This is a genomic window from Dietzia sp. WMMA184, from assembly GCF_002441635.1.
Classification (GTDB): domain Bacteria; phylum Actinomycetota; class Actinomycetes; order Mycobacteriales; family Mycobacteriaceae; genus Dietzia; species Dietzia kunjamensis.
In genome coordinates this window covers 1,101,195-1,127,782 of the sequence record NZ_NXEI01000001.1, presented here as the reverse complement: position 1 = coordinate 1,127,782, position 26,588 = coordinate 1,101,195, and the positions used below count along the sequence as shown (strand labels likewise).

Below are 26,588 nucleotides of genomic sequence, written 5' to 3'. Positions count from 1 at the left end.
CGCATGAGCCGCTCTGAGTCCCGATCGCACCGCACCACCGGCGAGGCCCGGCCCGTCCACCCCGTCTACCCGGAGTGGCAGCCGCCGTCGGCGTCACGGGCGGCCAACACCGGACCGCTTCCCGCGCCGGAGCCGGGCTTCACCCCGGACGTGATCGTCGTGGGGCACGGTCTGTCCGGACTGGTCGCCACCCACGAGGCGACCCGCGCGGGCAAGAAGGTGCTCGTGGTGGACCAGGAGAACGAGAAGAACCTCGGCGGTCAGGCGTTCTGGTCGCTGGGCGGCCTCTTTTTGGTCGACACACCCGAGCAGAAGCGGATCGGGATTTCCGATTCGCTCGAGTTGGCGTGGCGGGACTGGCTCGGCTCCGCCGGCTTCGACCGGCCGGAGGACCACTGGCCGCGGCAGTGGGCGCGTGCCTATGTCGAGTTCGCCGCGGGGGAGAAGCGGCGGTACCTCCACGACCTGGGCCTGCGGATCATCCCCACCGTCGGCTGGGCCGAGCGCGGCGGCGGCGACGTGGCCGGGCACGGCAACTCCGTCCCGCGCTTCCACGTGACCTGGGGGACCGGGCCCGAGGTGGTGCGGGTGTTCGAGGAACCCGTCCTGGAGGCCGCCCGGGCCGGGCTCGTGCGCTTCGCCGTACGTCACCGGGTCGACGAGATCGTGGTCGAGGACGGTCGCGCCGTCGGCGTGCGAGGAGCGACCCTCGTGCCCTGCGACCACGACCGGGGTGTGGCCTCCCCGCGCGAGGAGACCGGCGCGTTCGAGTTCCGGGCCGGGGCGGTGCTCCTCGCCTCCGGCGGTATCGGCGGCAACCCCGACCTCGTTCGTCGGTACTGGCCCGCGGACCGGCTCGGCGACGCTCCCGAGCGCCTGATCCTGGGGGTGCCCGAGCACGTGGACGGCCGGATCCTGGAGATCTCCGCGGTGGCCGGGGCCAACCTCATCAACCGGGACAGGATGTGGCACTACACCGAGGGCGTCGAGCACTACGCGCCCGTGTGGCCCTCGCACGCGATCCGCATCATCCCCGGGCCGTCCACCCTGTGGCTGGACGCGAACGGCGACCGGATGCCGGTACCGCTGTTCCCGGGGTTCCACACCACAGCGTCCATCGAGGCCATCCGCCGCACCGGCCGGGACTACTCCTGGTTCATCCTCGACTCCGCCATCGCCGGCAAGGAGTTCATCCTCTCCGGGTCCGAGCAGAACCCCGAGCTGACGGACAAGAGCATCAGGAAGTTCGCCTCCAAGGCCGGCAGCGGACTGCCGCCGTCGATCGCCGAGTTCGCCGAGAAGGGCGTCGACTGGGTGGTCGCGGACACCCTCGAGGAGATGGTCGCCGGCATGAACTCACTGCTGCGCGACGGGGAGCCGGAGCTCGACGTGGAGAGGGTGCGCGAGTTCGTCCTGGCCATGGACGGCCAGATGGACAACCCGTTCGCCAAGGACGCGCAGGTGCAGGCCATCCACAACGCCCGGCGCGTCCTCACCGACAAGCTCACCCGGATGGCCAAGCCGCACCGGCTGCTCAGGGACTCGGGGCAGGGCACGGGCTCGGCGGCCGGCTCCGGCGGCCCGCTCATCGCGGTCAAGGTGCACCTCATGACCCGCAAGACGCTCGGCGGCATCGAGACGACCCTCGACTCCCAGTGCCTGACCCCCGGCGGCGAGCCCTTCCCGGGCCTGTACGCGGCGGGCGAGGTCGCCGGCTTCGGCGGCGGCGGCGTGCACGGGTACAACTCGCTGGAGGGGACGTTCCTCGGCGGGTGCATCTTCTCCGGGCTCAAGGCGGGCCGGGCGATGGCGCGGGAGGTCTGATCGGCGCGGGCGGCCGCGAGGAGCGCACGCTCTCCGCGGCGAGGATCGGTATCGCCGGCGCGGCGGTCGTCGGCGTCGCCTTCGGCATGGCGCGGTACGTCTACGGGCTCACCCTGCCCGACATCCGCCGGGACCTCGGTCTGCCGGAGCTGGTGCTCGGGCTCGTCGCCAGCGCCACGTTCGTCGGCTACCTGGCCGGCCTGCTGCTCGCGGGACCCCTGACGGCCCGGCGTGGACCGCGCGCACCGACCACCGTGGGCGGGGTCTGCGGCGCGCTCGGTGCCGCCATCGTGGTGACCGCCCAGTCGCCGTGGCTGCTCGCCGTGGGCGCGGTTCTGGCCGGCAGCGCGGGCGGCTGGGTCTGGGCGCCGTACTCGGACATCGTCACCCGGACGGTGACCGCCCGACAACAGCCCAGGGCGCTGGCGATGATCACCACCGGTACGGGCGTCGGGCTGATCGCCCTGCGGTCGTCTACTTCGCCGTCGTCATCATCTACTTCACCTACGCCTCCGACGTCCTCGACCGCACGGACCTGCCGGAGCTCGCTGTCCCGGCGGCCTACGTCCTGATCGGTGCCAGCGGCCTGACGGCACTGGCGACCGGCGCCATGGCGCAACGGTGGGGCAGTGCCCGGGTCGCGGCGATGTGCCTGGTGACCGTCGCGGTGTCGTTGGCGCTGCTGGGTCAGGCGGGGAACTCCCTGGGCGCGACGGTGATCTCCGCCTGCGTCTTCGGTGTGGGGTACATGACCGGTTCGGCGGTCCTCGCCGTGTGGACGGCGGACCTGGCCCCCGATCGCGCGGGGCGGCGTTCACGGCGTGCCTGGTGGTGGGCGCCGTGAGCTCGGAGATCGCGCCGGCGCTCGCCGGGGCCGTCATACCGTCCCTGGGGCTCGGTGCACTGCTGCTGACCTCCGCCGCGGTCTCGGGGATCAGCTGTGTCGTGCTGCTCCGGGCCCCCGGAGCCCCACGACGGTCGCCCGCGCCCGCCGGGTGACCACCGGAATGTGCGATTCCGATGTGGGCCGGGTACCCGTCCGCGAGTGTTGCGGGTATGCAGGATGCGCACGAGATCTTGGACCTGTTCGACCCCTCGAGGACGTCGCCGGGAATCGAGCGGGTGGGGGACTCGGGCTTCTACGCCGTCCGGTCATGGGACCTGATCGTGGAGGCGGCGAGCAGGGTCGAGGACTTCTCGTCCAACCTCACCGCGACGATGGTGGTCGGCCCTGGCGGGGAGGTGACCGAGTTCCCCGTCGCCGAACTCGGATCCCCCGTCCACGCGCTGGCGACCGTTGACGGGCAGGTGCACCGAGCCCACCGGAGCGTGGTCACGTCGTCCCTCTCCCCGCGCACACTGCGAGCCTGGCGGCCCTTCGTCGACCGCCGACTGCGAGAACTGTGGGCGAACGGCTGGCGAGACGGCGGGATCGACTGGGTGAGGGACATCGCCGAGCGTCTCCCGCCCGCCGTCGTCGCGGAGCTCATGGGGCTGCCGCCACAGGATGCCGACCGCCTGTGGGAGTGGGCGTTCGCCAGCACGAGGATGTTGGACGGGATGGTCACGGCCGACGAGCTCGACGACTCGCTCCGGTCGGGAGGGGAGCTGGTCGACCACCTCTCGGCCGCTTTGACCGGGGCGGAGGCCGGGCAGGGCGCCTCGGTGCTCGGGGCACTCGCCCGTGAGCTGGAGCGCGGCGAGATCTCCCACGACGCCGCGGTGCAGGTCCTCGTCCAGCTCGTGGCGGCCGGGATCGAATCCACCGTGGGCCACCTGGGCACGCTGGCGTGGCGCCTGGGGCAGCACCCCGAGCACCTCGACACACTCCGGTCGGACCCGGGGCGCCGCTCGCCGTTCATCGAGGAGACCCTCAGAACGGATGCGCCCTTCCGGGGGCACTACCGCCACGTCACCACGGACACCGAACTCCGTGGGACCGCTCTCGCCGCGGGCACCCACCTTTTCCTCCTCTGGGGAAGCGCCAACCGGGACCCCCGCCGGTTCGGTGACCCGGACCGGTTCAGACCGGACCGCGATGAGGGCTCGCACCTGTCGTTCGGGCGCGGCATCCACTTCTGCCTGGGTGCGGCCCTGGCGCGCGTGGAATCCCGCGCCGCACTCGACTTCCTCCTCGATCTCGGCGGGGACCTCGAGATCGACGTATCGCAGACACGATGGCATCAGAGTCTTCTGGTCCGTCGCCTCCGGAGCCTCCGACTCTCCGTGTGAACCGGAGGTCCTCGGCGAACGGGCCCGGCGAGGGCGCTCAGACGTCGCGGGTCACCCCTTCCGTCGGGCCCTCCTCGTCCGCTCCGCGCGCCCCCGCCGCGACGCGCTGTCCTCGCGCTTGTCTGCGCCCCCGCAGCACGCCGAGTTCATAGGTGGCCAGCACGATGAGCCACAGGGCCGTGATGGGGATGACGAACCAGAGCATGGCGGCGCTGAACGGATCCAACGCGTCGTGGTCGGCCGCCTGCAGCACCACGTAGACGACGTACGCGGCGTAGAAGCCGGTGAAGAGCAGTCCCTCCCACCGCTTGATCGCCATACCGGTGAAGGCGATCGGGAGCAGGGCCAGCGAGACGGCGAGCATGATCGGCAGGTCGAAGCGGACGGCCCCGGGGGCGACGTCGATGGGCGTGATGAGCGAGGTCATCCCGAGAACGGCACCGATGTTGAACATGTTGCTACCGACGATGTTGCCGATGGCCAGGTCCCGTTCGCCGCGGATCGCCGCCACCACGCTCGTGGCGAGCTCCGGCAGCGACGTCCCGACCGCCACCACCGTGAGGCCGATGACCAGGTCACTCATCCCCCATGCCGACGCGAGATCACTCGCCGCCGCGACGAGTAGTCGCGCGCCGACCACCAGCAGGGCCACTCCGACGACCACGAAGACGCTGCTGACCAGAACCGGGTGTGACGACGCGACGCCGGACGACCGCGTCTCGCCGGCACTGGCGCCACCCGCGTCGCCATCACCCGCGCCGTCGACGGCGGCGTCGCCACCACCGGCGCCGTCAGCGACCGGGTCCTCCGGTGCCGCGGCGGCCCGGCCTCCATCCTGCTTGCGCGAGATGACGATCGTCGCCACCACATACGCCACGAGGCCGGCGAACAACAGCAGACCGTCGAGGAAGCTGATCGTGCCGTCGAGTGCCACCAGCAGCGCGACCACCGAGAACAGCACCATGATGGGGATGTCGACCCGCACGATGCGGGACGTCGCCACCAGCGGGGCAACGATCGCTGTCAGACCCAGGATGAGCAGGATGTTCGCGATGTTGCTGCCCACCACGTTGCCGACGGCCAACCCCGGGTACCCGCTCAGCGCGGCGTCGACGCTCACCGCGAACTCCGGCGCGGAGGTGGCGAAGGCGACGACGGTGAGTCCCACCACCAGCGGGGAGATCCCGAGGGTCGCGGCCAGACCGCCGGCGCCTCGCACCAGCACTTCGCCGCCGCCGATGAGTAGGACGAATCCCACCGCGAGGGCGAGCACCGTGAGGGCGCTCATGACGGGTCCGACCGGATCGTGGTGAACCCCGGCCCGGCCGACGGTGACGGTCTCGTTGCGTTACCCATGGGTCGATGATCCCGTGCCGGACTCCGGTCTGTCGATGCGCGGGCGGCGACCTCCCCGGACATCACACCCAGCCGGACAACACACCTAGCCGGACATCACACCTAGCCGGATGTGGCGACGGCCAGGGGCAGGACGGCGGGGACCCCGGAGGAGCGGAGATGCCGGGCCGCCTCGGTGATCGTCCACCCCGTCCCGAGCAGGTCGGTGACCAGGAGGACGGGGCCCTCGGACGGCGTCGACGGGCCGGAGAACGTGCCCCACAACTGAGCCACGCGGTATGCGGAGTTCTGGGCCGTCACGGCGGGCAGGGCCGGATCGCGGGAGATCTCCCCGAGATGTTCCATGCGACCCATCTGCGCCAGGGCATGGGCGAGAGTGGTGACCAGCTGCGGGTGCTCGCCGGTGAGGAGGGCGGCCACGCCGGTGGGCCGGTCGGCCCAGCCCCACTCGCGGAGGACGGGAATACACGCGCGTGCGAGCCATTCCGGAGCGTCCTGGTCGGGCTCGGCGAGCAGAGCGCGCAGCTTCTGGCCCAGGCCGAGATCGGTCAGGCGGGCCAGAGCCCGGCCCTCGGCGGGGCCGTCGGCGATCTTGCCCTTGAGCGGGACATCGAGCTTGGCGAGGCCGGTCGGCCACTGGCGGCGGGGCGGCAGGACCACGCCGGGCCGTTCGAGGGCGTCGCGGGCGCGGGTCAGGGCGCCGGAGTCGACGTCCGTGGTGCGGCGCTGGCCCGTGCAGTTGTCGCAGCGACCGCAACCGCCGGAGGCCGGGTCGAGGGTGGAGTCGTCGAGCTGGCCGCGGAGGAACTCCATGCGGCAGGACACGGTGCGCTGGTATTCCAACATCGCCTGCTGCTCGGACTGCCGTGCCTCCGCCAGCCCCGCGTACCGCTCGGCGTCGTAGTGCCACGGCCGCCCGGTGGCCACCCAGCCACCCCGGACGCGCTGGACCGCGCCGTCGACGTCGAGGACCTTGAGCACCATCTCGAGCCGGTTGCGGCCGAGGTCGACGGCGGGTTCGAGCGCCTGCGTGCTCTGCGGTCGATCGGGCTCCAGCGCGTCGAGGACCCGCCGCACCACGTCCTCGGGCGGGAACGCCAGGGAGGCGAAGTGGTTCCAGATCGCGCGGTCCTCGGGCCCGGGAAGCAGGACCACCTCGGCGCGGTCGGCGGCACGTCCGGCGCGGCCGATCTGCTGGTAGTACGAGATGGGGGAGGGTGGGGCACCCAGGTGGACCACGAAGCCCAGGTCCGGCTTGTCGAAGCCCATGCCCAGCGCGGAGGTGGCGACCAGGGCCTTGACCTCGTTGTCGAGCAGCGCGCGCTCCAGCTCCTCGCGTTCACCGGCGTCGGTGCGGCCGGTGTAGGAGCTGACACGGTGCCCGGCCGAGGTGAGTAGTTCGGCCATGTCCTCGGCCGCCGCGACGGTGAGGCTGTAGATGATGCCGCTGCCCGGCATCGACTCGAGGTTCTCCACGAGCCAGGCGGCGCGCTTCTCCGAGTCGTCGATATCCACCACCGACAGCCGCAGCGACTCGCGGTCCAGTCCGCCTCGCAGGACGAGGGTGTCCTCCGAGGCGGACTCACCGACCCCGAGCTGCTGCGCGACATCGCGGACCACCCGGTCGTTGGCCGTGGCCGTGGTGGCCAGGACCGGCACGCCGTGGGGCAGATCGGCGAGCAGGGTGCGGATACGCCGGTAGTCCGGCCGGAAGTCGTGACCCCAGTCCGAGACGCAGTGGGCCTCGTCCACCACCACGAGGCCGGCGTCCGCTGCGAGCGCGGGCAGGACCGTGTCCCGGAAGTCGGGGTTGTTGAGACGCTCCGGGCTCACCAGCAGCACGTCGACCTCACCGGCCCGGACCGCCGAGCGGACCTCGTCCCACTCGGTCATGTTGGCCGAGTTGATGGTGGCCGCCCGCACCCCGGCCCGGGCGGCGGACTCGACCTGGTTCCGCATGAGTGCGAGCAACGGCGAGACGATCACGGTGGGGCCCGACCCCAGCTCGCGGAGCAACCGGGCGGCGATGAAGTACACCGCCGACTTGCCCCAGCCGGTGCGCTGGACCACCAGCGCGCGTCGCCGGTCCGCCACCAGGGCCTCGATGGCGACCCACTGGTCCTCGCGCAGGACGGCGCCCGGGCCGGCGAGGGCGCTGAGCAGTTCGTCGGCGCGGGCCCGGAGGGCGGCCCGGTCCCCGGTGGCCGGGTCGTCGGAAGTGGGACGGTCCGCTGTCGAGGTCATGGGCCCATCGTGCCCCACCGCTCCGACAGCTCACCTGCGGAGCGGAGCCCGGGAGCGTTTACTCGGCCCCGTGACCAGTGGTGGGCAGGGAATCGCGGGGCAGGTCGAGCGGGCGACGGACCGACTGTCGCGGCGGCGGGTCGGGGTCGTGATGGCTGCCGGGCCACCGGGCGGCGTCCACACCGCTGCACGCGGGGACACCGGTCGGGGCGCCACGCCGGACGCCCACACGCTCTTCGAGATCGGCTCCGTCACGAAGGTGTTCACCGCCCTGTTGCTGGCCGACGGTGTCGTCCGGGGGCAGTGGCGCTTGGACACCCCGGTCCGGGACCTGCTCCCCACCGGCACGGACCTGCCGGGTGGCGACGACGACCCGATCACGTTGCAGCACCTCGCGACCCACACCTCCGGGCTCCCCAGGACGCCCGGCCGGCTGGGGCTCCGGGAGAACCTCGCCTACGTGCGCACGGGTGCGGATCCCTATGTGGACCTCACGGAATCGGACGTCCTCGCCGGACTCCGTGGCCTCCGCCCGCGTCGGCACCCGGGGCAGGGCACGCCGAGGTACTCGAATCTCGGCTTCGGCCTTCTCGGCATCGCGATGACCAGCGCGACCGGGGCCGACTTCGGGGCGCTCGTCCGCGACCGGATCTGCGGACCACTGGGCATGCCCGACACCGTGACCGAGGATCAGATGACCGACGATCAGCGGCGACGAACGGCCCTCGGGCACCGCAGCCGCCGCCGCGGCGCCGAACCGTGGCCGCTGCGCGGCATGCCGGGCGCCGGAGCACTGCGCTCCACGGCGGCCGACATGACGCGGTTCCTCGCCGCGCACCTCGATCCGTCGACCACCGACCTCAGGGCCGCCGTCCGACTCACGCAGGCCACGCCGCCGTCGGGTCCGGGACGGATGGGGCTCGGGTGGCATCGCGCCGGCCCGGGCACCCTGTGGCACAACGGCGGCACCGGCGGGTTCCGGTCGATCACCGTCGTCGACACCGTCGGCGGGACCCTCGCGGTCACCCTCGTCAACCAGACCAGGGGAGCCGATCTGCCCACCTTCCGACTCCTCCGCGCCATCGGCTCGTGACCACCGCGTTCCGCCGGCCCTGCTGCGGCCGCGCTCGTCGTCGTCGTCGTCCTCCGCGACGCATGTCGCTCCCTGCGGCCATACTGGGCCGCATGGCTCAGACATGGAAGCAGATCGTGGAGGCAGACCCCGAGCACTCCCGGCGGTACGCCCGACGGTGGGACGACATGGTCGCCGAGGGAGTGGACATCGACGGCGAGGCGCGGCTGATCGACGCGATGGCCCCGCGCGGTGCCAGGATCCTCGATGTGGGTTGTGGTCAGGGGCGCACCGGCGCCTACCTGCACTCGCGTGGACACCGCGTCACCGGCGTCGACCTCGACCCGCACCTGATCGAGCGCGCGCGGGAGCTGTGCCCCGAAGCGTCGTGGGAGGTCGCGGACCTGGCGGACGAGGGCTGGCCCCGCGGGCCGTTCGATCTCGCCGTGTCGGCGGGCAACGTCCTGGCCTTCGTCGACCCCGCCGACCGCGGCACCGTGCTGACCAACCTCGCCGCGCGGCTCGCCACGGCGGACGAGGGCACCGAGGGTAGGGCCGGCCGCCTGGTCGTGGGCTTCGGGCTCGACCGGGGCTGGACCCGGGAGGAGTTCGACCGCGACGCCGACCGCGCCGGGCTGCGGGTGCAGCAGCGCTGGTCGACGTGGGATCTGTTGCCGTTCGACGACGACAGCGGCTTCATGGTCACCGTCCTCGTGCGCAGCGACGGGGCCGCCTCGTGACCTCCGCGGCGTGGACCGTCGACGACCTGCCCGACCTGACCGGGAAGACCATCGTGGTCACGGGCGGCACCAGCGGCATCGGGAAGGAAGCCGCGCGTGAACTCGCGCGTCGGGGCGCCCACGTCGTGCTCCCGTCCATCACCCGCGCCGAGGGGGAGGCGGCGGCCGCGGAGATCGGCGGCTCCACCGAGGTCCACGAGTTGGACCTGAGTGACCTGCACGCCGTGCGGGAGTTCGCGACCTCGTACACGGACCCCGTCGACATCCTGATGGACAACGCAGGTCTGATGAGCAAGACCCGGCGGGAGACAGCCGACGGCTTCGAGCTGCACCTGGGGGTCAACGTCCTCGCGCCGTTCCTGCTCACCGAACTCCTGCTGCCCCGGATCCGGGAGCGGGTGGTGATCACGGCCTCGATGGCCCACGCCAAGGGGCGGATCGACTTCGACGACCCCCACTTCCGACAGCGCCCCTACTCGATGGCGGCGGCGTACGCCCAGTCGAAGCTGGCGTGCATGCTCTGGGGACTCGACCTGCAGACCCGTCTCGCCGCCGCGGGCTCCGCGGTGGACGTACAGCTCGCGCACCCCGGGTTCGCCGCCACCTCGATCCTCGACCCGACCCCGTTCCCGCCGGTCAACGCCGTGCTCAACCTGCTCGGCCGGCGGATCGTGCCCACGGCCGCCGATGGGGCACGCCCGCTGCTGTTCGCGGCGACGGAGGATCTGCCGCCGGCGTCGTACATCGGACCGACGGGCTTCCGACAGATCGCGGGCCCGCCCGGACCCGGTGAGCGATCGGGCCCTGCCGGCGACCCGGACCTGGCCCGCCGATTCCGGGAGTTCGCCGTGCGCGAGACCGGAGCCGTCCCGACGGTCTGACTCGTCGGAGGTGGCTCCGCCGGCCGCATCGGTAAGCTGGAACGTATGACAGCCAGCCACCTCGACGCTTCCGACCTCACTGGCCAGACGGACGCCGGGCCCGCCGCGGACCCGACCCGCGACGCCGTCCACGACGCCGCCCGCCGGGCCCGGTCCGCCTCGCGCGAGCTGGCCCTGCTCACCGCGGACCGCAAGAACGCACTGCTGCAGGCCGCCGCCGACGCCCTCGTGGTGGCGGAGTCGACGATCCTCGAGGCCAACGCCCGGGACCTCGCCGAGCAGTCCGAGGCCGGAATGGGCGAGGCCATGCTCGACCGGCTGCGGCTCACCGCCGAGCGGATCGAGGGCATCGCCGGCGGTCTGCGCCAGGTGGCCGGCCTGGCGGACCCGGTCGGCACCGTCACGCGTGGCTCGACCCGCCCCAATGGGCTGCAGTTGCGACAGGTCCGGGTCCCGCTCGGCGTGGTCGGGATGATCTACGAAGGTCGCCCCAACGTCACCGTCGACGCGTTCGGGCTCGCCTTCAAATCGGGCAACGCCGCACTGCTGCGGGGGTCGCGCTCGGCCCGCAACTCCAATGAGGCGCTGGTCGAGGTGCTCCGCGGTGTCCTCGCGGAGCACGGCCTGCCCGTCGATGCGGTCCAGCTCCTGCCGTCCGAGGACCGGTCGTCGGTCACCCACCTCATCCAGGCGCGCGGTCTGGTGGATGTCGTCATACCCCGCGGTGGTGCGGGGCTGATCCAGGCCGTGGTGGAGAACGCCAAGGTCCCGGCCATCGAGACCGGCACCGGCAACTGTCACCTCTACATCCACGGAGACGCGGACCTGGACGAGGCGATCAGCCTGCTGCTCAACGGGAAGACGCGTCGCTGCAGCGTCTGCAACGCCACCGAGACGGTGTTGCTCGATTCCGCACTCGGCGACGCGGCCGTGGACCGCGTCGTGGGGGCGTTGAGGACGGCCGGCGTCACCGTCCACGGCGACCGCGAGGGCCTCGTCCCCGCCGACGACGTCGACTGGGGCGAGGAGTACCTCAGCATGGACATCGCGCTCAAGGTCGTCGACGGGGTGGACGAGGCGATCGAGCACATCGACCGCTGGTCCTCCGGACACACCGAGGCCATCTCCACCCGCAGCATCGACGTAGCGGACCAGTTCTGCGCCCGCGTCGACGCGGCGGCGGTGATGGTCAACGCCTCCACCGCCTGGACCGACGGTGAGATGTTCGGCTTCGGCGCCGAGATCGGAATCTCCACCCAGAAACTCCACGCCCGCGGCCCGATGGGGCTCGAGGAACTGACCAGCACGAAGTGGATCGCCCACGGCAAGGGGCACGTGCGGCCGTAGAGGCACTCGCGCCCGGGCCACCCGCCGGCCCGCCACCGACGACCCCGAACCGAAAAGGACCCACCCGATGGACCGAGCCCGCACCGCCCAGCGACCCGCATTCGAGAGCATCGACCACGTCATCGAGGCCCTCGGCGGACAGGGGTACCTGGCCGACCGATCGACCGCGACGGTGGTCTACCTCGCCGACCGGCTGGGCAAGCCGCTGCTCATCGAGGGCCCGGCCGGTGTCGGCAAGACGGAGCTGTCGAAGGCCGTCGCCGCCGCCACGGAGGCCGAACTCATCCGCCTGCAGTGCTACGAGGGCGTGGACGAGGCCCGTGCGCTCTACGAGTGGAACCACGCCAAGCAGATCCTGCGGATCCAGGCCGGTCAGGGCGAGGGGTGGGACTCCACGCGCGACGACGTGTTCGCCGAGGAGTTCCTGCTCTCCCGGCCGTTGCTCACCGCCATCCGGCGCAGTGAGCCCACCGTCCTGCTCGTCGACGAGGTGGACAAGGCCGACATCGAGATCGAGGGGCTGCTGCTGGAGGTCCTCAGCGACTTCGCGGTGACCATCCCCGAGCTCGGGACCATCGAGGCCTCCCGACGCCCGTTCGTGGTGCTGACCTCCAACGCGGCCCGCGAGCTGTCCGAGGCGCTCAAGCGGCGGTGCCTCTACCTGCACCTGGACTTCCCGACGCCCGAGCTCGAGCGCAAGATCCTGGCCTCGAGGGTGCCCGAGCTGGACGACCGGCTGGCCGAGCAGCTCGTGCGCGTGGTGGGCGTCCTGCGCGCGATGGCGCTGAAGAAGGTGCCGAGCGTGTCGGAGACGATCGACTGGGGTCGCACGCTCGTGGCGCTGGGCCTGGACACCATCGACGACGAGGTCGTCCTGCAGACGCTCGGCGTGGTGCTCAAGCACCAGTCCGACCAGCTGCGCGCGGCCGCCGAGCTCCGGCTCAACTAGGGCCGTGGGTGACAGGGAGGTGGGTGGAATGACCGACAGGGCCCCGGGCGGGATGTCCGGTCACCTCGTCGACTTCGTCGACGCATTGCGCCGCAAGGGCATCCCCGTCGGCCCGAGCGAGGCCGTGGACGCCGCCGCGGCGATGGTGCACGTCGACCTGCTCGACCGCGCCGCGCTGCGCGAGGCGCTGGCCTCGACGATCCTGCACAAGTCCACGCACCGTGGGGTGTTCGACCAGCTCTTCGACCTGTGGTTCCCGGCCGCCGTGGGGTCCCACACCGCGGGCGACGCGGTGACGCTCGAGGTGGAGATCCCGACCGACGACGACGGCAAGGTGGATCCGGACGCTCTGAACGAGCTCATCGCGTCGCTCCTGCTCGAGGACACCGAGGAGTCGCGGGCCAAGGCCCGGGCGTTGGCGGAACTCCTGGTCGAGCAGCTGGGCTCGTACGACTCGGTGAACGGACCGCGCTACTCCGCCTACCAGGCACTGAGCCCGCTCGACACCAACTCGATCATGCAGCGGATCCTGGACGGGCTGCTCGGCGCCGACCCCTTCGACCCGGACGGTTCCCAGCGGCACGCCGAGAAGACCGCGGCCGCCAATTCGGCCGCCGACATGGTCCGTGGCTTCCTGCGGGAGGTCGCCGACGAGACCCGCCGCCGCACCGCCGAGACCGTGGGCCGCGACCGCGTCGCGCAGTACGCGGTGGGGCCCGCGGCCGAACAGGTCGACTTCCTGCGGGCCAACGACCAGGACCTGCAGGCACTGCGCCGCAGGGTGGGTCCGCTGGCCAGGCAGCTGGGCAGCCGGCTGGCGGCCCGCCGGCGTCGTCACCGGCACGGTGCGATCGACATGCGCAAGACCATGCGCCGGTCCATGTCCACCGGCGGCGTGCCCGTGGAACTGGTGCTGCGCAAGCCCCGCCCGGCCCGTCCGGAGCTGGTCGTGTTGTGCGACGTGTCCGGCTCGGTGGCCGGGTTCAGCCACTTCACCCTCCAGCTGGTGCACTCGCTCCGGGAGCAGTTCTCCCGGGTACGGGTGTTCGCGTTCGTCGACACCACCGACGAGGTGACCTCGTTCTTCGAGACCGGGTCGGACCTCGGATCCGCGATGAGCCGGATGGTCCGCGAGGCCGAGATCGTCACCTACGACGGTCACTCCGACTACGGCCACGCGCTGGCGGGCTTCGCGGACAGGTACGCCCACACCCTGACCAGGACGGGGTCGCTGCTCATCCTGGGAGACGGCCGCAACAATTACCGGGATCCGTCCGTCGAGGCACTCGAGTTCGTCAGCGAGCGGGTCGGACACACCCACTGGCTCAACCCGGAGCCCAAGCGGCAGTGGGGGACCGGCGATTCGGCCGCCAGGCTGTACTCCCAGTACGTCCCCATGCACGAGTGCCGCAACGTCGAACAGCTCACGACGGTCGTCGCGAGCCTGCTTCCCGTGTAAGCGATTGCGGCGGCGGGGCGCGGCAGACGACTGGGCGTCACCCCCGACCGATAGACTCACCGACCATGACCACGACGGGGACCTCCGACGGCGCTCGACGCCGTATCGGAGTGATGGGCGGGACCTTCGACCCCATCCATCACGGTCACCTCGTCGCGGCCAGCGAGGTCGCCCACCGGTTCGGTCTCGACGACGTGGTGTTCGTCCCCACCGGCGAGCCGTGGCAGAAACGGGGCCGGGCGGTGTCACCGGCCGAGGACCGCTACCTGATGACGGTCATCGCCACGGCCTCCAACCCGCGCTTCTCGGTCAGCCGCGTCGATATCGACCGGGACGGGCCGACCTACACGCTCGACACGCTCAAGGACCTGCTGCGCCAGCACCCGGACACCGATCTGTACTTCATCACGGGCGCCGACGCGCTGGAGAAGATCCTCACATGGCGCGGGTGGGAGGAGATGTTCGACTTCGCCACGTTCGTCGGGGTCTCCCGGCCCGGGTTCGAACTGTCCGACACACACCTCGCCGAGATCAGGGACGGGCGCGTCTACCTGCTCGAGATCCCCGCGCTGGCCATCTCGTCCACGGAGTGCCGCCGCCGGGCGGCCGAGGACGCGCCCGTGTGGTATCTCGTGCCGGACGGTGTCGTGCAGTACATCGCGAAACGCAATCTCTACCGGCCCGAGGGTTCGACCCGCCTGGACGGCACCCCCGCAGCGACGGCCCCGGTACACCGGGTGCCCGTCCCCACCGATCCCCACCCCGAGGAGAATTCCCAGTGACCGCAAGCCCCGAGGCCCTTGAGATGGCCGCCATCGCGGCCCGCGCCGCCGACGACAAACTGGCGACCGACATCGTCGTCATCGACGTCTCCGGCCAGCTCATCATCACCGACTGTTTCGTCCTGGCGTCCGCCGACACGGAGCGGCAGGTCAACTCCGTCGTCGACGAGATCGAGGACAAGCTGCGCGAGGCCGGCCACAAGCCGCTGCGTCGCGAGGGCACCCGTGAGGGGCGGTGGGCACTGCTCGACTACAACGAGCTGGTCGTGCACATCCAGCACGTCGACGAGCGTGACTACTACTCGCTCGACCGCCTGTGGAAGGACTGCCCGGTCGTCGAGATCGAGGGCGTCGAGACGTCGCGACGGTCCGCTGACGACGCCGGCAACGCCGACGACTCGCTCGCGCCGGAGGAGCCACAGCGGGATCAGGAGCTCTGAACCACCCGGTGACCCGACGTCTCATCCTCCTGCGTCACGGCCAGACGCACTACAACGCCTCGTTGCGGATGCAGGGACAGCTGGACACCGAGCTCAGTGAGCTGGGTGTGCGGCAGGCCCACGCCGTGGGCCGTGTGCTGGCGCCGCGTCGCCCGTGGACGATCCTGTCCTCGGACCTGCAGCGGGCGCACGAGACGGCGAAGGCGTTGGCCACCGAGGTGGGATTGGACGTCCGCACCGACCCGCGGCTGCGGGAGACGCACCTGGGCACGTGGCAGGGCATGAGCCACTCGGAGGTCGACGGGCAGTGGCCCGACGCCCGGGTCCGGTGGCGCAGCAGCCCGCGGTGGTCCCCGCCGGAGGGCGAGAGCCGTCTGGACGTGGCGCGGCGGACCCGAGAGGTCGTCGACGAGCTGGTCGAGTCGTCGCCGGATTGGAGCGAGCACCCCGCCGTGATCGTCGCCCACGGCGGCGCGATCGCGGCCCTGACCGCGTCGCTGCTCGAGCTGCCGGTGGAGCAGTACTCGGTGTTCAACGGACTGGGCAACACCTGCTGGGTGCAGCTGTCGGCGCACGTCCGCCCCGAGGGCACGGCCGCGCAGCCTCCCGAGTCCGAGGTCGGCCCCACCACCGAGGCCGCCCGAGGTGTTCTGTGGCGCCTGGACCAGTGGAACGCCGGCATCACGCCTCCGGTGGGCTCGTCATGACGATCCGCCTGGTCACCGACTCGAGTGCCGACCTGCCGGCCGAGTGGGTCCGCGGGTTCGGCATCACGGTGGTGGGTCTGCACGTCGTGGAGGAGAACGACCGCGCGGTGTCCACGGCCGCGGTCACGCCCGACGAATTGGCGGAGATCTACGGAGAACTGCTCGCGGATCCCGACTGCACCGGCGTGGTGTCGGTGCACCTGTCCCGCGAGCTCTCGCGAACGTGGCAGTCGGCGGCCGACGCCGCGACCAGGTTCGGGGGCCGGGTCCTGGTCTCGGACTCCCGCGGAGCGGGCATGGCGTTCGGGGCCGCCGTCGCGCAGTGCGCGTGGGCGGCGGGGAACGGGCTCGGCCTGTCCGCGACCTACGAACTGGCCGAGCGACTCTGCCGGGGCGCCTCGACGTACGCCGCACTGGAGTCACTCGAGAACCTGCGCAGAGGCGGCCGGATCAGTGCGCTCGCCGCGCTCTTCGGTAGTGCCCTGGCCATGCGCCCGGTGATCGTGTTGCGCAATGGATCGGTGGACCTGGCGGCCAAGGCCCGCACCACCACCAAGGCGCATGCGCGGCTGCGGTCCCTGCTGCGCGACGACGTGGCGCGCGGTGACGTGCTGGTGGTGGTCCACCACCACCAGGCGCGCGAGCGGGCCGAGGAGATGGCCACCGAGATCCGCAAGGAGACCCAGTTTCCGGAGCGGGTCATGATCGTCGAATTCGACGAGGTCCTCGCATGGCACCTGGGGCCGGGAACAGTGGGTGTCTCGGTGACGGACCTGGTCGACACCGAATTCCCCATCCTTCCCCCCTCTCCACAGCCGGCGGACTGACGGCCGCGATCGGGGCCACCGCGGAGGATGTGCCGGGCTAGCTTCGCGCCATGCGAACCGAGACCCCGGCACGATCCGGCGGCCCCGTCGACTCCCACCGGGACCCTGCGCGGGCGGCCGCCCTGCACCGACTCGCCAGCGCACTCTCGCCACCGGACGCCGACCGTCCTGCCGCGGTCGATCATCGTCCGGCCCCGGGCGACGCCCCTCCGGCAACCGGTGGTGGGCCCGGCCGGCTGGCCGCGGTGCCGTGGGCCGACCTCGACCCCGCGGGTGACCGGCCGGAGCGGATCCCGCCGCAGTACCCGGATGCGACCGCCTGGGCCGACCCGCCGTGGTGGGGTCGCATCCGGTGGGCGCCCGACCGGCTCGCCGGGATCGCCCTGGTGATGCTCGTGCTGGGTCTCGGCGCGTTCTCCGTGCACCGTCTGATCTCGTCCGTCCCCGAGGGGCCTGCGGTGCCCGACCTCCCGTTGGCGGAGGTGGGGGAGACCGTTACCGAGGCCGCTGACGAGACCGGCGCCTCGCACCGGCCCGCCCCGCCGTCCCCGGGGTCGGTACCCGGGGAGGCGGTTCCCGCCGGGGAGCCGGTCGTCGTCTCCGTCGTCGGGCTGGTCGGCCGCAGTGGACTGGTCACCCTCGCGCCCGGCGCCCGGGTCGCCGACGCGCTCGACAGTGCGGGGGGTGTCCTGGAGGGCGGGGACCGGGACGGGCTCAACCTGGCGCGCAAGGTCTCCGACGGCGAACAGATCCTCGTCGGGTCGGCCCCCGGCCCGGACGGGTCGGGAGGTCCGCGCAGCGACATCATCGCACCGGGCCCCGGCCCGGGGCAGGCGGCACCGGGGACCGGAGCGCCCGCGGCGGGTTCACCGGATCCGGGAGGAGGTGGGGGTCTGGTCGATCTCAACGCCGCCGACGCGGCGGCACTCGAGTCGTTGCCCGGCGTGGGGCCGGTGACCGCGTCGTCGATCCTGGCGTGGCGGGCCGCGAACGGGTCGTTTACCAGCGTCGACCAGCTGGTGGAGGTCGACGGTATCGGGCCGGCGACCCTGGCACGGCTCCGGCCGCTGGTCACGGTGTGAGCGACCCGGTCGACACGTCACGGCGCCGGATCCCTGCGGCGCGGGATCTGCGGCTGGTCGTGCCGACGCTCGCGGTGTTCGCGGCCACGGCCGCGACGGGCGTGGTCCGCCCGGCTCTCGCCGCCGCCGTCGCGGTGGTGTTGGCGGCGGCCGCGGTGGTCGCCGCGCTGTGGTCCGTCGGCGGGTCGACCGGTTCCGGGCACGGGGTGCGTGAGCGACTCGACCGCGCCGCGCTGGGCGTCCTCGCGGTGGTGTGCGCGACGGGCGCGGTTGCGGCGGGGGTACAGGCCGCCCGGGTGCACGCCCTGTCCGCGCACCCGCTGAACGATCTGGTGGGCGCGCGGACAGGGGTACAGGCGGTGGTGACCGGCTTTGACCGGCCGATCCGCGGCGGCGGGGTGATGGTGCCGGTCCGGGTGGAGTCCACCGGGTCGGGGAGCTCGGCGCGCGAGGCCGAACTCGACGTTGTGCTGCTGGCCCGCAACGGCTGGCGGGGGCTCCCGCCGGGGACCCGGGTGGAGGCATCGGTGGCGGTGGTGGAGCCGCGATCCGCGGGAGAACCACCTGCACTCCGGGCGCTGTCCCCGCCCCGCGTGACGGGCCCACCCGGATGGTCCGGACGGGTCCCGGCGGCGGTGAGGGAGCGGCTCCGGCAGGTGTCCGGCCGCGCGCTCGAGGGAGAGGCCGCAGGGCTGCTCCCGTCCTTCGTCCTGGGCGACGAGGGCGGGGTGTCCACCCGGACCCGGGAGGAGTTCCGGGCGGCCGGGCTGGCGCACCTCGCCGCGGTCTCGGGTGCCAACACCACCTACGTCGTGGGTGCGGTCCTGCTCGCCGCGGCGGCCCTCGGGGTGGGGCGACGCGGGCGGATCGTGGCGGCAGGACTCGCGCTGGCCGGATTCGTGGCGGTGGTCGGCCCGGAACCGGCCGTCCTGCGCGCCGCCGGCACCGGGGCCATCGGTCTGGCGGCACTCGGCGCCCACCGCACCGGCCGCCCGCTGGCCGCGCTGGCGGCGGTGGTGCTCGTCGTCGCCCTGCTCGATCCCGCCACGGCCACCGGCACCGGCTTCGTCCTGTCCGTCACCGCGACCGCCGCCCTGGTCCTGGCGGCGAGGCCGGTGGCCCAGCGGATCCGTCGACCGTGGATGCCCGGGCCGGCCGCCGACATCCTGGCGGTGTGCGTCGTCGCCCACCTGGCCACGTTGCCGGTGCTCGTGGCCTCGGGCCTGGGTCAGGGGCCGTGGGCCCTGCCCGCGAACATCGCCGTCGCCCCGGCCGTCCCGCTGGTCACCGTGCTCGGCACCGCGGCGGCCGCGCTCGGCCCGGTGTGGGAGAGCGGTGCGGTCCTGCTGGCCGCGGCCTGCGCCCCCGCATTGTGGTGGCTCGAGACCGTCGCCGGCATCGCTGCCGGGCTGCCGGGCTCGCCACCCGTCATGCCCGGGTGAGCAGTTCCTGGTCGCGCACCAGGTCGAGTGACAGCGTTCGATAGCCCTGTTCCTCGAAGAACACGGTGAGCCGGTCGTCGTCGACGCTCATGACGATCCCCGAGCCCCACTCACGGTGCACGACCGCGGACTGCAGGGGGAAATCCGCCGCGTCGTGGGTGAGGTCGACCGCGGTGCCGGCGTCGCAGGTGTCGCAGTTCCCGCACGGGTCCGCGAGCTCCTCACCGAAATACCCCAGAAGGAACTGGCGACGGCACCCGTCGGTCTCGGCGTATCCGCGCATCATCTCGATCCGCGAGCGATCGATCCGCTCGAACGTCTCCGACGTCTCCTCGGCCCGCCGGACCGCCTCCTTGGGCCGCACGTCCTCCACGAGTCGCAGGCCCTCCCGCCCGGACTCGACGACCGCCGCCGCCGCGAGGAGATTGACCGCCCCCGTGACGCGCTTTCCGCCGAAGTCCAGCGACTTCCTCAACCGGGTCAGCCGCACCGGGCCGTCGGCCCGGCGGAGGTGCTTGATGACCGCCCGGATGACCTCCTCGTCGGCGCTGTGCGACGAGAAGAAACTCCGCAGGCCCAGGTCCTCGCTGCGGTAGTGGAGTTCGATCGTCGCCGGCTCGCGGTCGCGGCCGGCCCGTCCCGCCTCCTGGTAGTACGTGTCGAGTGAGTCGGGGATGTCGGCGTGCAGGACGAACCGCACGTCCTCCTTGTCGATCCCCATCCCGAACGCACTCGTCGCCACCACCACGTCGAGGTCACCATCGAGGAAGGCGCCCAGCGTCTCCTCGCGGTCGGCCGACTTCTGGCCGGCGTGGTAGGCACGCACCCTCATCGGCCGATCCGAGTCGGCCGCTCGTGCGGCGATGCGCTCGGCGTACTCCTCGGTGGACCGGCGGGTGGCGGTGTAGACCAGTCCGGGGCCGCCGAGTTCGACGGCCCGCTCCACGACCGCGTCCTGTTTGCCGTCGTCCTCGACGTGCCGTCTCACCGCGAGGTGCAGTTCCGACCGGTCGAATCCTCCGGCCAGCACCAGGGCGTCGGACATGGCGAGCCTGTCGACGATCTCCTCGCGGACCGGGGTCGAGGCGGTGGCGGTGAGCGCGATGACGGTCGGCGACCCCATCCGGTGGCGGGCGGCGTCCAACCGCAGGTAGTCGGGGCGGAAGTCGTGGCCCCAGGCGGAGACGCAGTGCGCCTCGTCGACCACGAGGAAGCTCGGCTCGGCGGCACGGAGCCGGTCGAGCACCTCTCGTTTGGCCAGTTGCTCAGGGGTGAGGAACACGAAGTGGACGCGCCCCGCGACGACCTCGTCCCAGGCCTCCGCCTGCTGTCGCACGCCCATCGAGGAGTTGATCGCCAGCGACCGGGTGGGCGCGGAATCCGCGAGCGAGTTCAGACCCTCGCACTGGTCGCTCTGCAACGCGATGAGCGGTGAGACCACCACACACGGGCCGTCCGCCATGATCCCGGCGAGCTGGTAGATCGCCGATTTGCCGTAGCCGGTGGGCAGCACCGCCAGCACGTCGCGGCCTCCCACCGCCGCCTCGATCGCCTCGGCCTGCATCGGGCGCAGGTCGTCCCAGCCGAACACGCGGCGCGCCACCTCGTGGGGATCGGTGGCCTCGGCCTGGGTCGTCGTCACGAGTGCGTCCTCTCTATCCGCGGTCGGGCTGCCCGCGGTGGGATGGTCCCGGACCGTCGAGCGTATGCGCACTGGGCGGTGTGCTCCCACCGCACGCGCCCCCGACCGGTCGCGGGGCACCTGCCGCCGCGCCTACAGTCGGAATATGGAGATGGACATCACTCTCAGGGTTGATGGCGAGCAGCATGTCGTCACCGTGGACACACGCACGACCCTCCTCGACGCTCTGCGCGACCGGCTCGGTAACTACTCGGCCAAGAAGGGCTGCGACCACGGACAGTGTGGGTCCTGCACCGTGTTGGTTGACGACCGCAGGGTCACCTCGTGCCTGTCGCTGGCGGTGGCGCAGGAGGGGAAAGACGTGGTCACCGCGGCGGGCCTGTCCGAGAACGGCCTCCATCCGCTCCAACAGGCGTTCATCGACACCGACGCGTTCCAGTGCGGCTACTGCACACCCGGTCAGGTGTGCAGCGCCGTCGGGATGATCGACGAGGCCCGGGCCGGCGCGCCGAGCCTCGTCACCGAGGATCCGGGTGCGGAGATCGCCCTGACCGACGAGGAGATCCGGGAACGGATGAGCGGCAACCTGTGCAGATGCGCCGCCTACCCCAACATCGTCGCCGCCATCCGACAGGTCGTCGATTCCGCGGGCGACGAGGCGGAAGGGGCCGAGCGATGAGACCGTTCCGGTACGAACGTCCCACGGACACCGACTCGGCCGTCGCCTTCCTGCAGGAGCACGCCGGTGCCAGACCACTGGCGGGCGGTACCAATCTCATCGATCTGATGAAGCTGGGAGTGGCCACCCCGGACGTCGTCGTGGACGTGTCCCGGCTCCCGCTGGACTCCGTCGACCGGTCGGGCGACGGCGGCGTGCGGATCGGCACCAACGTGCGCAACGCCGACCTGGCGGCCCACCCTCTCATCCGGGCCGACTACCCGGTGCTGAGCCGCGCACTGCTGTCCGCCGCGTCACCGCAACTGCGCAACCTCGCCACGACGGGGGGCAATCTGCTCCAACGGACCCGCTGTGTGTACTTCCAGGACGTCACCACCCCGTGCAACAAGCGCGAGCCCGGAACCGGCTGCTCCGCCATAGGTGGTTACACGCGCTATCACGCGGTCTTCGGCCACTCTTCCGACTGCATCGCCACCCATCCCTCCGACATGGCGGTCGCCCTGGCGGTACTCGACGCGACTGTGATCGTCGTGGGTCCCGGCGGGGAACGTCGGATCCCGGTCACACGGTTCCACCGTCTCCCGGGTGACCAACCCCAGCGGGACACTGTCCTGGAGAGTGACGAGCTGGTGGTGGCGGTCGAGTTGCCCCCTCCCGTGCGCGGCGCCGTCGCCACCTACCGCAAGGTCCGTGACCGGGCGTCCTTCGCATTCGCGATCGTCTCCGTGGCCGCGCATCTGAGCGTCGACGACGGAGTCGTCACCGACGCCCGGATCGCCTGCGGTGGAGTCGCCCACGCGCCGTGGCGCGCCACCCGGGCCGAGGAGACGCTCACGGGTCGGGCCGCCACCGCCGCGTCGTTCGCCGAGGCGGCCGACGCCGAGCTGGCCGCGGCCGAGCCCGTCGACGGCACCGAGTTCAAGGTGCCGTTGCTGCGGCGGACGATGATCGCCGTCTTGCGCGACCTGACGGCCGGGTCTACGAGCGGTCGCGCCGGTGCGGCCGGACAGGAGGATGCTCGATGAGCGCCATGGGCACGTCCGTCCCCCGTCTCGACGGCCCCGCCAAGGTGACCGGGACGGCACCGTACGCCTTCGAGCACACCGGGCCGGGCGAGACGGTGCATCTTCATCCGATCACCGCCACCATCGCGCGGGGCACCGTCACCGCGATGGACACCGCGGCGGCCGAGGCCGAGCCGGGGGTTCTCGCCGTGCTCACCCCGTGGAACGCGCCGCGGCTGGCCGACACCTCGGAGCGCGAGTACGCCATCTGTCAGGACGCGGAGGTGCTCTATCGCGGTCAGCCGATCGGACTGGTGTTGGCCGAGACCGCCGAGGTGGCGCGGTGGGCCCAGTCGCTGGTGCGGGTGGCGTACGACCAGGCGCCCCACGACGTCGCCTTTCGCCCCGACCATGCCGACGCCTACGAGCCCGAGGTCGTCAACGGCGGCTACGGGCCCACGTCCGCGACCGGTGAGATGGGCCCCGCCCTCGCACAGGCGGGCGTCGACGGCCACGTCGTGGACCAGAGCTACTCCACTCCCGAGGAACACAACAATCCCATGGAGCCGCACGCCGTCTCCGCCCACTGGGACCCCGACGAGCCCCTGCTGACGATGTATGACTCCACCCAGTCCCCGCACGGCGTGGCCACGACGCTGGCACCGGTGTTGGGCCTGGAGGCCGGGCAGATCCGGGTCATCGCGCCACACGTCGGCGGCGGCTTCGGCTCCAAGGGCGCACCGCACGCCCACGACGTGCTGGCCGCCCTGGGCGCGATGCACCTGCCGCGCAGACTGATCAAGTACGCGGTCACCCGGCAGCAGATGTTCGTCTTCGTCGGGTACCGCCCGCGGACGGTGTCCCGGATCCGGCTGGCCGCCGACGCTGACGGGAACCTGACCGCGATCGGCCACGAGGCCTGGTCGCAGAGTTCGCGGGTCAAGGAGTTCGTGGAGCAGTCCGCGGTCCCGTCCCGGTCGATGTACGCCGCGCCCAACCGCAGGACGACTCACCGTGCCGTGCCTCTGGATGTGCCCGCGCCGTACTGGATGCGTGCGCCGGGGGAGGCCCCGGGCGCGTTCGCGGCGGAGGTCGCGATGGACGAGCTGGCCGAGACGTGCGGGCTCGACCCCATCGACCTACGGGTGCGCAACGACCCGGAGACCGACCCGGAGTCGGGCAAACCCTGGACGTCGCGGCGCCTGGTCGACTGCCTGCGCGAGGGTGCGCAGCGATTCGGGTGGTCCCGACGCCCGACCACTCCGGCCTCCCGTCGGGACGGCTGCTGGCTGGTCGGCTACGGCGTGGCGGGTGCGGCGTACCCGCACATGGTGCAACCCGGGTCGCGCGCTACGATCCGTGCCGAGGGCGACGGCCGATACCGCGTCCGGGTGGGGGCCGTGGACATCGGCACCGGCACGTGGACCGCGCTCACCGCGGTCGCCGCCGACGCGCTCGGCCGACCCGCCGAGTCGATCACCCTGGAGATCGGCGACTCGGCCCTGCCCTACGCCACGGTCGCCGGCGGTTCGTCCGGCATCTCATCCTGGGGTTCGGCCATCTTCGCCGCGGCCGGACGGTTCCGGACCAGGTACGGCGACGATCCGCCCCGCGGCGCGGAGACCACCGCCGCAGCCGGCGACTATCCCGAGCTCGAGCGCTACCGTGCGATCTCCTTCGGCGCCCACTTCGTCGAGGTCCGCGTGGACGCCGACACCGGGGAGATCCGGGTGCCCCGGATGTTGGGCGTGTTCTCCATCGGCCGGGTCGTCAATCCCCGCACCGTGCGGTCGCAGTTCATCGGCGGCATGACGTTCGGGCTGTCCATGGCGCTGCACGAACAGAGCGTGCGGGACACCCGGTTCGGCCACGTCGTCACGCAGAACCTCGCGGACTACCACGTCCCGACCCACGCCGACGCCACGGATATCGACGCGGTGTGGCTGGACGAGGTCGACGAGCACGCGACCCCGATGGGCACGCGCGGTGCGGGCGAGATCGGCAACGTCGGCAGCGCGGCGGCCGTCGTCAACGCCGTCTACAACGCGACCGGTGCCCGCATCCGCGACCTACCGGTCCACGCCGACGCGCTCCTGGAACACCTGCCCGTCGATCAGTGACCGCCGGTCGGACCGCCGTCGTCCCCGAGATCGGCGGGATGGTCGATGTCGCGCGGGGACCCCGTGCCGTCGCACGGCACTTCCCGCACCTCGTGCGAGTGCTCCCGTAGATGGTGGCGAGCTCCGGCGTCACCGACCGCCGAGGCGATGATCGCGGCATGGTGCGATGCGCCGAGGAGGACGGGGTGTGCACGGACCCCGCCGTAGGTCGCGACCGCCAGTGGCGCATCGGCGGCCATGACCCGGCGGACCGATTCCGCGCCCAGCCACGGCATGTCGACGGGGACGACCACCGCGTCCTCGGCCCCGACGGCCGTGAGCCCGGCGCGCAGCGAGGACCCCATCCCCGTCTGCCAGAGCGGATTGTGCACCACCTCGGCGCCGGGCACGTCCAGCTCGACCGCGCCACTGACCACCACGACCCGCTCACATCCGCCCGCGTGGAGCAGCGCCACGGCGTGGTCGACCAGCCGTGCTCCGCGGAAGTCGACCACGGCCTTGGGCCGGCCGAACCGGCGACCCGCGCCCGCGGCCAGCACCAGGCCGGTCATCGGTGGATGGCCACGTCGAGGCCCGTGAGCGGCGCGCCGGTGCCGCCGCGGCGATGGGCGACCAGTTCGGCGGCGACGGACACGGCGGTCTCCTCCGCTGTGCGCGCACCGAGGTCCAGTCCGAGGGGGGAACGCAGGCGGGCGAGTTCGGAGTCGGTGAGTCCCTCCGCTCTGAGCAGATCGAGTCGTTCGGCGTGGACGCGGCGGCTACCCATCGCGCCGACGTACCCCGCCGGACTGCGCAGGGCCGACCGCAGGAGCGGTATGTCGAACTTGTGGTCGTGGGTGAGCACGCAGATCGCGGTGGATTCGGCGACCGTCACGGAGTCCAGGTAGTCGTGCGGCCAGCAGGTGATCACCTCGTGTGCCTCCGGGAAGCGCTCTCGTCGGTTGAGGGCGGGGCGGGCGTCGCAGACCACCACCCGGTAGCCGAGCAGGGCGCCGGCCCGGCTGAGCGCCTCGCCGAACGCGCTCGCGCCGAAGATGAGAAGGGAGGGGGGAGCGAAGGAGTGCACCAGCACGCGGGTGGCCGGCTCGTCGACGCCCGTGGGGCCGGGGATGTCGACCGTCACCGCACCGGGGCGACCGACGTGTTCGGCCGCGACGCGGGTCGCGTGACGGTCCAGGTGCGTGTCACCGAGGGAACCCTCGGTGCCGTCGGTTGCCACCACCAGGTGGGCGCCGGGGCATCGGCCTGTCACGGTGGTCGCGAGGACCGCCGACCGACCTCCGCGCAGCGTCTGGCGCACCCGTTCCAGCGCATCGTGACCGGCGTCGTCGAGCGGGTGGACGAGGACCTCCGAGGTCCCGCCGCAGGTCGGCCCTTCGGCGAACGCGGTGAGCTCATCCCCGCCGAAACGGGCGAGCACGGGGGTGCCGTCGGCGATCACCTGCTCGCACAGGGAGAACACCGTCCCGTCCACGCAGCCACCCGAGACGCCGCCGACGACCTCGCCGTCGGCGGCGACCGCCATCGCCGCACCCGGCGGAAGGGGCGCCGACCCCCCGGTGTGCACGACCCTGGCCAACGCGCCGGGCACGTTCTCCAGGCGCCAGCGGCGTACGGCGTCGAGCAGCAGATCCACCTCCCCAGTATCCCGGCGACCACAGGCCGCCGCATCCGTTCGTCGGCGCTGCCTGACCGGATGCGTGGTCGGCGACCGCGGTGGACCATGGGCGTCACAGTCGGACCCTGGAAGACCACCCGG

Annotated in this window: 25 protein-coding genes; 20 read left to right on the top strand and 5 right to left on the bottom strand. The window is 72.2% G+C overall.

The window, feature by feature from the left end; genetic code table 11:
- Positions 1-3 precede the first annotated feature (3 nt).
- Genes CK206_RS05195 through CK206_RS05185 form a run of 5 tightly spaced genes read left to right on the top strand, consistent with a single transcriptional unit; the run spans position 4 to position 4,056 of the window.
- Positions 4-1,824, top strand: coding sequence for an FAD-binding dehydrogenase (locus tag CK206_RS05195; RefSeq protein ID WP_096905776.1), 1,821 nt, complete (start codon positions 4-6; stop codon positions 1,822-1,824).
- The gene (locus tag CK206_RS20265; protein ID WP_254050485.1) at positions 1,773-2,396 is read left to right on the top strand and encodes an MFS transporter; all 624 of its coding nucleotides are present in this window, start codon (positions 1,773-1,775) and stop codon (positions 2,394-2,396) included. The genes CK206_RS05195 and CK206_RS20265 overlap by 52 nt, the downstream gene beginning before the upstream one ends.
- A 38-nt stretch (positions 2,397-2,434) precedes the next feature.
- The gene (locus CK206_RS20260) at positions 2,435-2,668 is read left to right on the top strand and encodes a hypothetical protein (protein ID WP_254050484.1); all 234 of its coding nucleotides are present in this window, start codon (positions 2,435-2,437) and stop codon (positions 2,666-2,668) included.
- The gene (locus CK206_RS20255) at positions 2,665-2,823 is read left to right on the top strand and encodes a hypothetical protein (protein WP_254050483.1); all 159 of its coding nucleotides are present in this window, start codon (positions 2,665-2,667) and stop codon (positions 2,821-2,823) included. Before CK206_RS20260 ends, CK206_RS20255 begins: the two co-directional genes overlap by 4 nt.
- Positions 2,824-2,880: 57 nt before the next feature.
- Positions 2,881-4,056, top strand: coding sequence for a cytochrome P450 (locus CK206_RS05185; protein WP_096905775.1), 1,176 nt, complete (start codon positions 2,881-2,883; stop codon positions 4,054-4,056).
- Positions 4,057-4,093: 37 nt separating this feature from the next.
- Here the strand turns inward: CK206_RS05185 and CK206_RS05180 are convergent, their stop codons facing one another.
- Positions 4,094-5,344: a calcium/sodium antiporter gene (locus CK206_RS05180; protein ID WP_096905774.1), complete on the bottom strand. Its 1,251-nt coding sequence runs from the start codon at positions 5,342-5,344 to the stop codon at positions 4,094-4,096.
- Between the two features lie 170 nt (positions 5,345-5,514).
- The gene (locus tag CK206_RS05175; RefSeq protein ID WP_096905773.1) at positions 5,515-7,656 is read right to left on the bottom strand and encodes an ATP-dependent DNA helicase RecQ; all 2,142 of its coding nucleotides are present in this window, start codon (positions 7,654-7,656) and stop codon (positions 5,515-5,517) included.
- Positions 7,657-7,726: 70 nt separating this feature from the next.
- Here CK206_RS05175 and CK206_RS05170 point away from each other — a divergent pair, with 70 nt between their 5' ends.
- The 12 genes from CK206_RS05170 (at position 7,727) to CK206_RS05115 (ending at position 19,384) form a co-directional block, all read left to right on the top strand.
- Positions 7,727-8,749, top strand: coding sequence for a serine hydrolase (locus tag CK206_RS05170; RefSeq protein ID WP_159981071.1), 1,023 nt, complete (start codon positions 7,727-7,729; stop codon positions 8,747-8,749).
- A gap of 92 nt (positions 8,750-8,841) precedes the next feature.
- On the top strand, positions 8,842-9,468 hold the full coding sequence (locus CK206_RS05165) for a class I SAM-dependent methyltransferase (RefSeq protein ID WP_096905771.1): 627 nt from the start codon (positions 8,842-8,844) through the stop codon (positions 9,466-9,468).
- The gene (locus CK206_RS05160; protein WP_096905770.1) at positions 9,465-10,349 is read left to right on the top strand and encodes an SDR family NAD(P)-dependent oxidoreductase; all 885 of its coding nucleotides are present in this window, start codon (positions 9,465-9,467) and stop codon (positions 10,347-10,349) included. The genes CK206_RS05165 and CK206_RS05160 overlap by 4 nt, the downstream gene beginning before the upstream one ends.
- Positions 10,350-10,394: 45 nt before the next feature.
- Positions 10,395-11,696 (top strand): glutamate-5-semialdehyde dehydrogenase, encoded by a 1,302-nt coding sequence (locus CK206_RS05155; protein WP_096905769.1) that lies wholly within the window; start codon positions 10,395-10,397, stop codon positions 11,694-11,696.
- A 67-nt stretch (positions 11,697-11,763) separates the two neighbouring features.
- Positions 11,764-12,645: a MoxR family ATPase gene (locus tag CK206_RS05150; RefSeq protein ID WP_096905768.1), complete on the top strand. Its 882-nt coding sequence runs from the start codon at positions 11,764-11,766 to the stop codon at positions 12,643-12,645.
- Positions 12,646-12,673: 28 nt separating this feature from the next.
- A complete protein-coding gene (locus CK206_RS05145) occupies positions 12,674-14,104 on the top strand; it encodes a VWA domain-containing protein (RefSeq protein WP_096905767.1) in 1,431 nt (476 codons plus the stop codon).
- A 65-nt stretch (positions 14,105-14,169) separates the two neighbouring features.
- Positions 14,170-14,886 carry a nicotinate-nucleotide adenylyltransferase gene (gene nadD / locus CK206_RS05140; RefSeq protein WP_096905766.1) on the top strand — a complete coding sequence of 239 codons (717 nt, stop codon included), beginning with the start codon at positions 14,170-14,172 and terminating at the stop codon, positions 14,884-14,886.
- Complete coding sequence (gene rsfS, locus CK206_RS05135) at positions 14,883-15,326, top strand: ribosome silencing factor (protein ID WP_096905765.1); 444 nt, start codon at positions 14,883-14,885, stop codon at positions 15,324-15,326. The genes nadD and rsfS overlap by 4 nt, the downstream gene beginning before the upstream one ends.
- Positions 15,327-15,334: 8 nt before the next feature.
- Positions 15,335-16,033 carry a histidine phosphatase family protein gene (locus CK206_RS05130; protein WP_096905764.1) on the top strand — a complete coding sequence of 233 codons (699 nt, stop codon included), beginning with the start codon at positions 15,335-15,337 and terminating at the stop codon, positions 16,031-16,033.
- Complete coding sequence (locus CK206_RS05125) at positions 16,030-16,860, top strand: DegV family protein (protein WP_096907294.1); 831 nt, start codon at positions 16,030-16,032, stop codon at positions 16,858-16,860. Before CK206_RS05130 ends, CK206_RS05125 begins: the two co-directional genes overlap by 4 nt.
- A 50-nt stretch (positions 16,861-16,910) precedes the next feature.
- Entirely contained in the window at positions 16,911-17,942 is a 1,032-nt protein-coding gene (locus CK206_RS05120; protein ID WP_096905763.1) for a helix-hairpin-helix domain-containing protein, read from the top strand.
- Entirely contained in the window at positions 17,939-19,384 is a 1,446-nt protein-coding gene (locus CK206_RS05115; RefSeq protein ID WP_096905762.1) for a ComEC/Rec2 family competence protein, read from the top strand. The genes CK206_RS05120 and CK206_RS05115 overlap by 4 nt, the downstream gene beginning before the upstream one ends.
- Here the strand turns inward: CK206_RS05115 and CK206_RS05110 are convergent.
- Positions 19,371-21,026 (bottom strand): ATP-dependent DNA helicase RecQ, encoded by a 1,656-nt coding sequence (locus CK206_RS05110; RefSeq protein WP_096905761.1) that lies wholly within the window; start codon positions 21,024-21,026, stop codon positions 19,371-19,373. The genes CK206_RS05115 and CK206_RS05110 overlap by 14 nt on opposite strands.
- A gap of 145 nt (positions 21,027-21,171) precedes the next feature.
- Here CK206_RS05110 and CK206_RS05105 point away from each other — a divergent pair, with 145 nt between their 5' ends.
- The 3 genes from CK206_RS05105 to CK206_RS05095 are packed head-to-tail and all read left to right on the top strand — an operon-like array spanning position 21,172 to position 24,829.
- Positions 21,172-21,705 (top strand): (2Fe-2S)-binding protein, encoded by a 534-nt coding sequence (locus CK206_RS05105; RefSeq protein ID WP_069389686.1) that lies wholly within the window; start codon positions 21,172-21,174, stop codon positions 21,703-21,705.
- Positions 21,702-22,730: a xanthine dehydrogenase family protein subunit M gene (locus CK206_RS05100; protein ID WP_069389687.1), complete on the top strand. Its 1,029-nt coding sequence runs from the start codon at positions 21,702-21,704 to the stop codon at positions 22,728-22,730. Before CK206_RS05105 ends, CK206_RS05100 begins: the two co-directional genes overlap by 4 nt.
- Positions 22,727-24,829, top strand: coding sequence for a xanthine dehydrogenase family protein molybdopterin-binding subunit (locus CK206_RS05095; RefSeq protein ID WP_096905760.1), 2,103 nt, complete (start codon positions 22,727-22,729; stop codon positions 24,827-24,829). Before CK206_RS05100 ends, CK206_RS05095 begins: the two co-directional genes overlap by 4 nt.
- Here the strand turns inward: CK206_RS05095 and CK206_RS05090 are convergent.
- Positions 24,823-25,380: an NTP transferase domain-containing protein gene (locus CK206_RS05090; RefSeq protein ID WP_069389689.1), complete on the bottom strand. Its 558-nt coding sequence runs from the start codon at positions 25,378-25,380 to the stop codon at positions 24,823-24,825. The two genes, CK206_RS05095 and CK206_RS05090, sit on opposite strands and share 7 nt — an antisense overlap.
- Positions 25,377-26,465: an XdhC family protein gene (locus tag CK206_RS05085; protein ID WP_253695805.1), complete on the bottom strand. Its 1,089-nt coding sequence runs from the start codon at positions 26,463-26,465 to the stop codon at positions 25,377-25,379. Before CK206_RS05085 ends, CK206_RS05090 begins: the two co-directional genes overlap by 4 nt.
- Positions 26,466-26,588: the final 123 nt, after the last annotated feature.

Excerpts from the sequence above, each read along its gene's own strand:
- CK206_RS05195 (WP_096905776.1), top strand. The coding sequence starts at position 4 with ATGAGCCGCTCTGAGTCCCGATCGCACCGCACCACCGGCGAGGCCCGG.
- CK206_RS20260 (WP_254050484.1), top strand. The coding sequence starts at position 2,435 with ATGGCGCAACGGTGGGGCAGTGCCCGGGTCGCGGCGATGTGCCTGGTG.
- CK206_RS05185 (WP_096905775.1), top strand. The coding sequence starts at position 2,881 with ATGCAGGATGCGCACGAGATCTTGGACCTGTTCGACCCCTCGAGGACG.
- CK206_RS05180 (WP_096905774.1), bottom strand. The coding sequence starts at position 5,344 with ATGAGCGCCCTCACGGTGCTCGCCCTCGCGGTGGGATTCGTCCTACTC.
- CK206_RS05175 (WP_096905773.1), bottom strand. The coding sequence starts at position 7,656 with ATGACCTCGACAGCGGACCGTCCCACTTCCGACGACCCGGCCACCGGG.
- CK206_RS05165 (WP_096905771.1), top strand. The coding sequence starts at position 8,842 with ATGGCTCAGACATGGAAGCAGATCGTGGAGGCAGACCCCGAGCACTCC.
- CK206_RS05155 (WP_096905769.1), top strand. The coding sequence starts at position 10,395 with ATGACAGCCAGCCACCTCGACGCTTCCGACCTCACTGGCCAGACGGAC.
- CK206_RS05150 (WP_096905768.1), top strand. The coding sequence starts at position 11,764 with ATGGACCGAGCCCGCACCGCCCAGCGACCCGCATTCGAGAGCATCGAC.
- CK206_RS05145 (WP_096905767.1), top strand. The coding sequence starts at position 12,674 with ATGACCGACAGGGCCCCGGGCGGGATGTCCGGTCACCTCGTCGACTTC.
- nadD (WP_096905766.1), top strand. The coding sequence starts at position 14,170 with ATGACCACGACGGGGACCTCCGACGGCGCTCGACGCCGTATCGGAGTG.
- CK206_RS05125 (WP_096907294.1), top strand. The coding sequence starts at position 16,030 with ATGACGATCCGCCTGGTCACCGACTCGAGTGCCGACCTGCCGGCCGAG.
- CK206_RS05120 (WP_096905763.1), top strand. The coding sequence starts at position 16,911 with ATGCGAACCGAGACCCCGGCACGATCCGGCGGCCCCGTCGACTCCCAC.
- CK206_RS05105 (WP_069389686.1), top strand. The coding sequence starts at position 21,172 with ATGGAGATGGACATCACTCTCAGGGTTGATGGCGAGCAGCATGTCGTC.
- CK206_RS05100 (WP_069389687.1), top strand. The coding sequence starts at position 21,702 with ATGAGACCGTTCCGGTACGAACGTCCCACGGACACCGACTCGGCCGTC.
- CK206_RS05095 (WP_096905760.1), top strand. The coding sequence starts at position 22,727 with ATGAGCGCCATGGGCACGTCCGTCCCCCGTCTCGACGGCCCCGCCAAG.
- CK206_RS05090 (WP_069389689.1), bottom strand. The coding sequence starts at position 25,380 with ATGACCGGCCTGGTGCTGGCCGCGGGCGCGGGTCGCCGGTTCGGCCGG.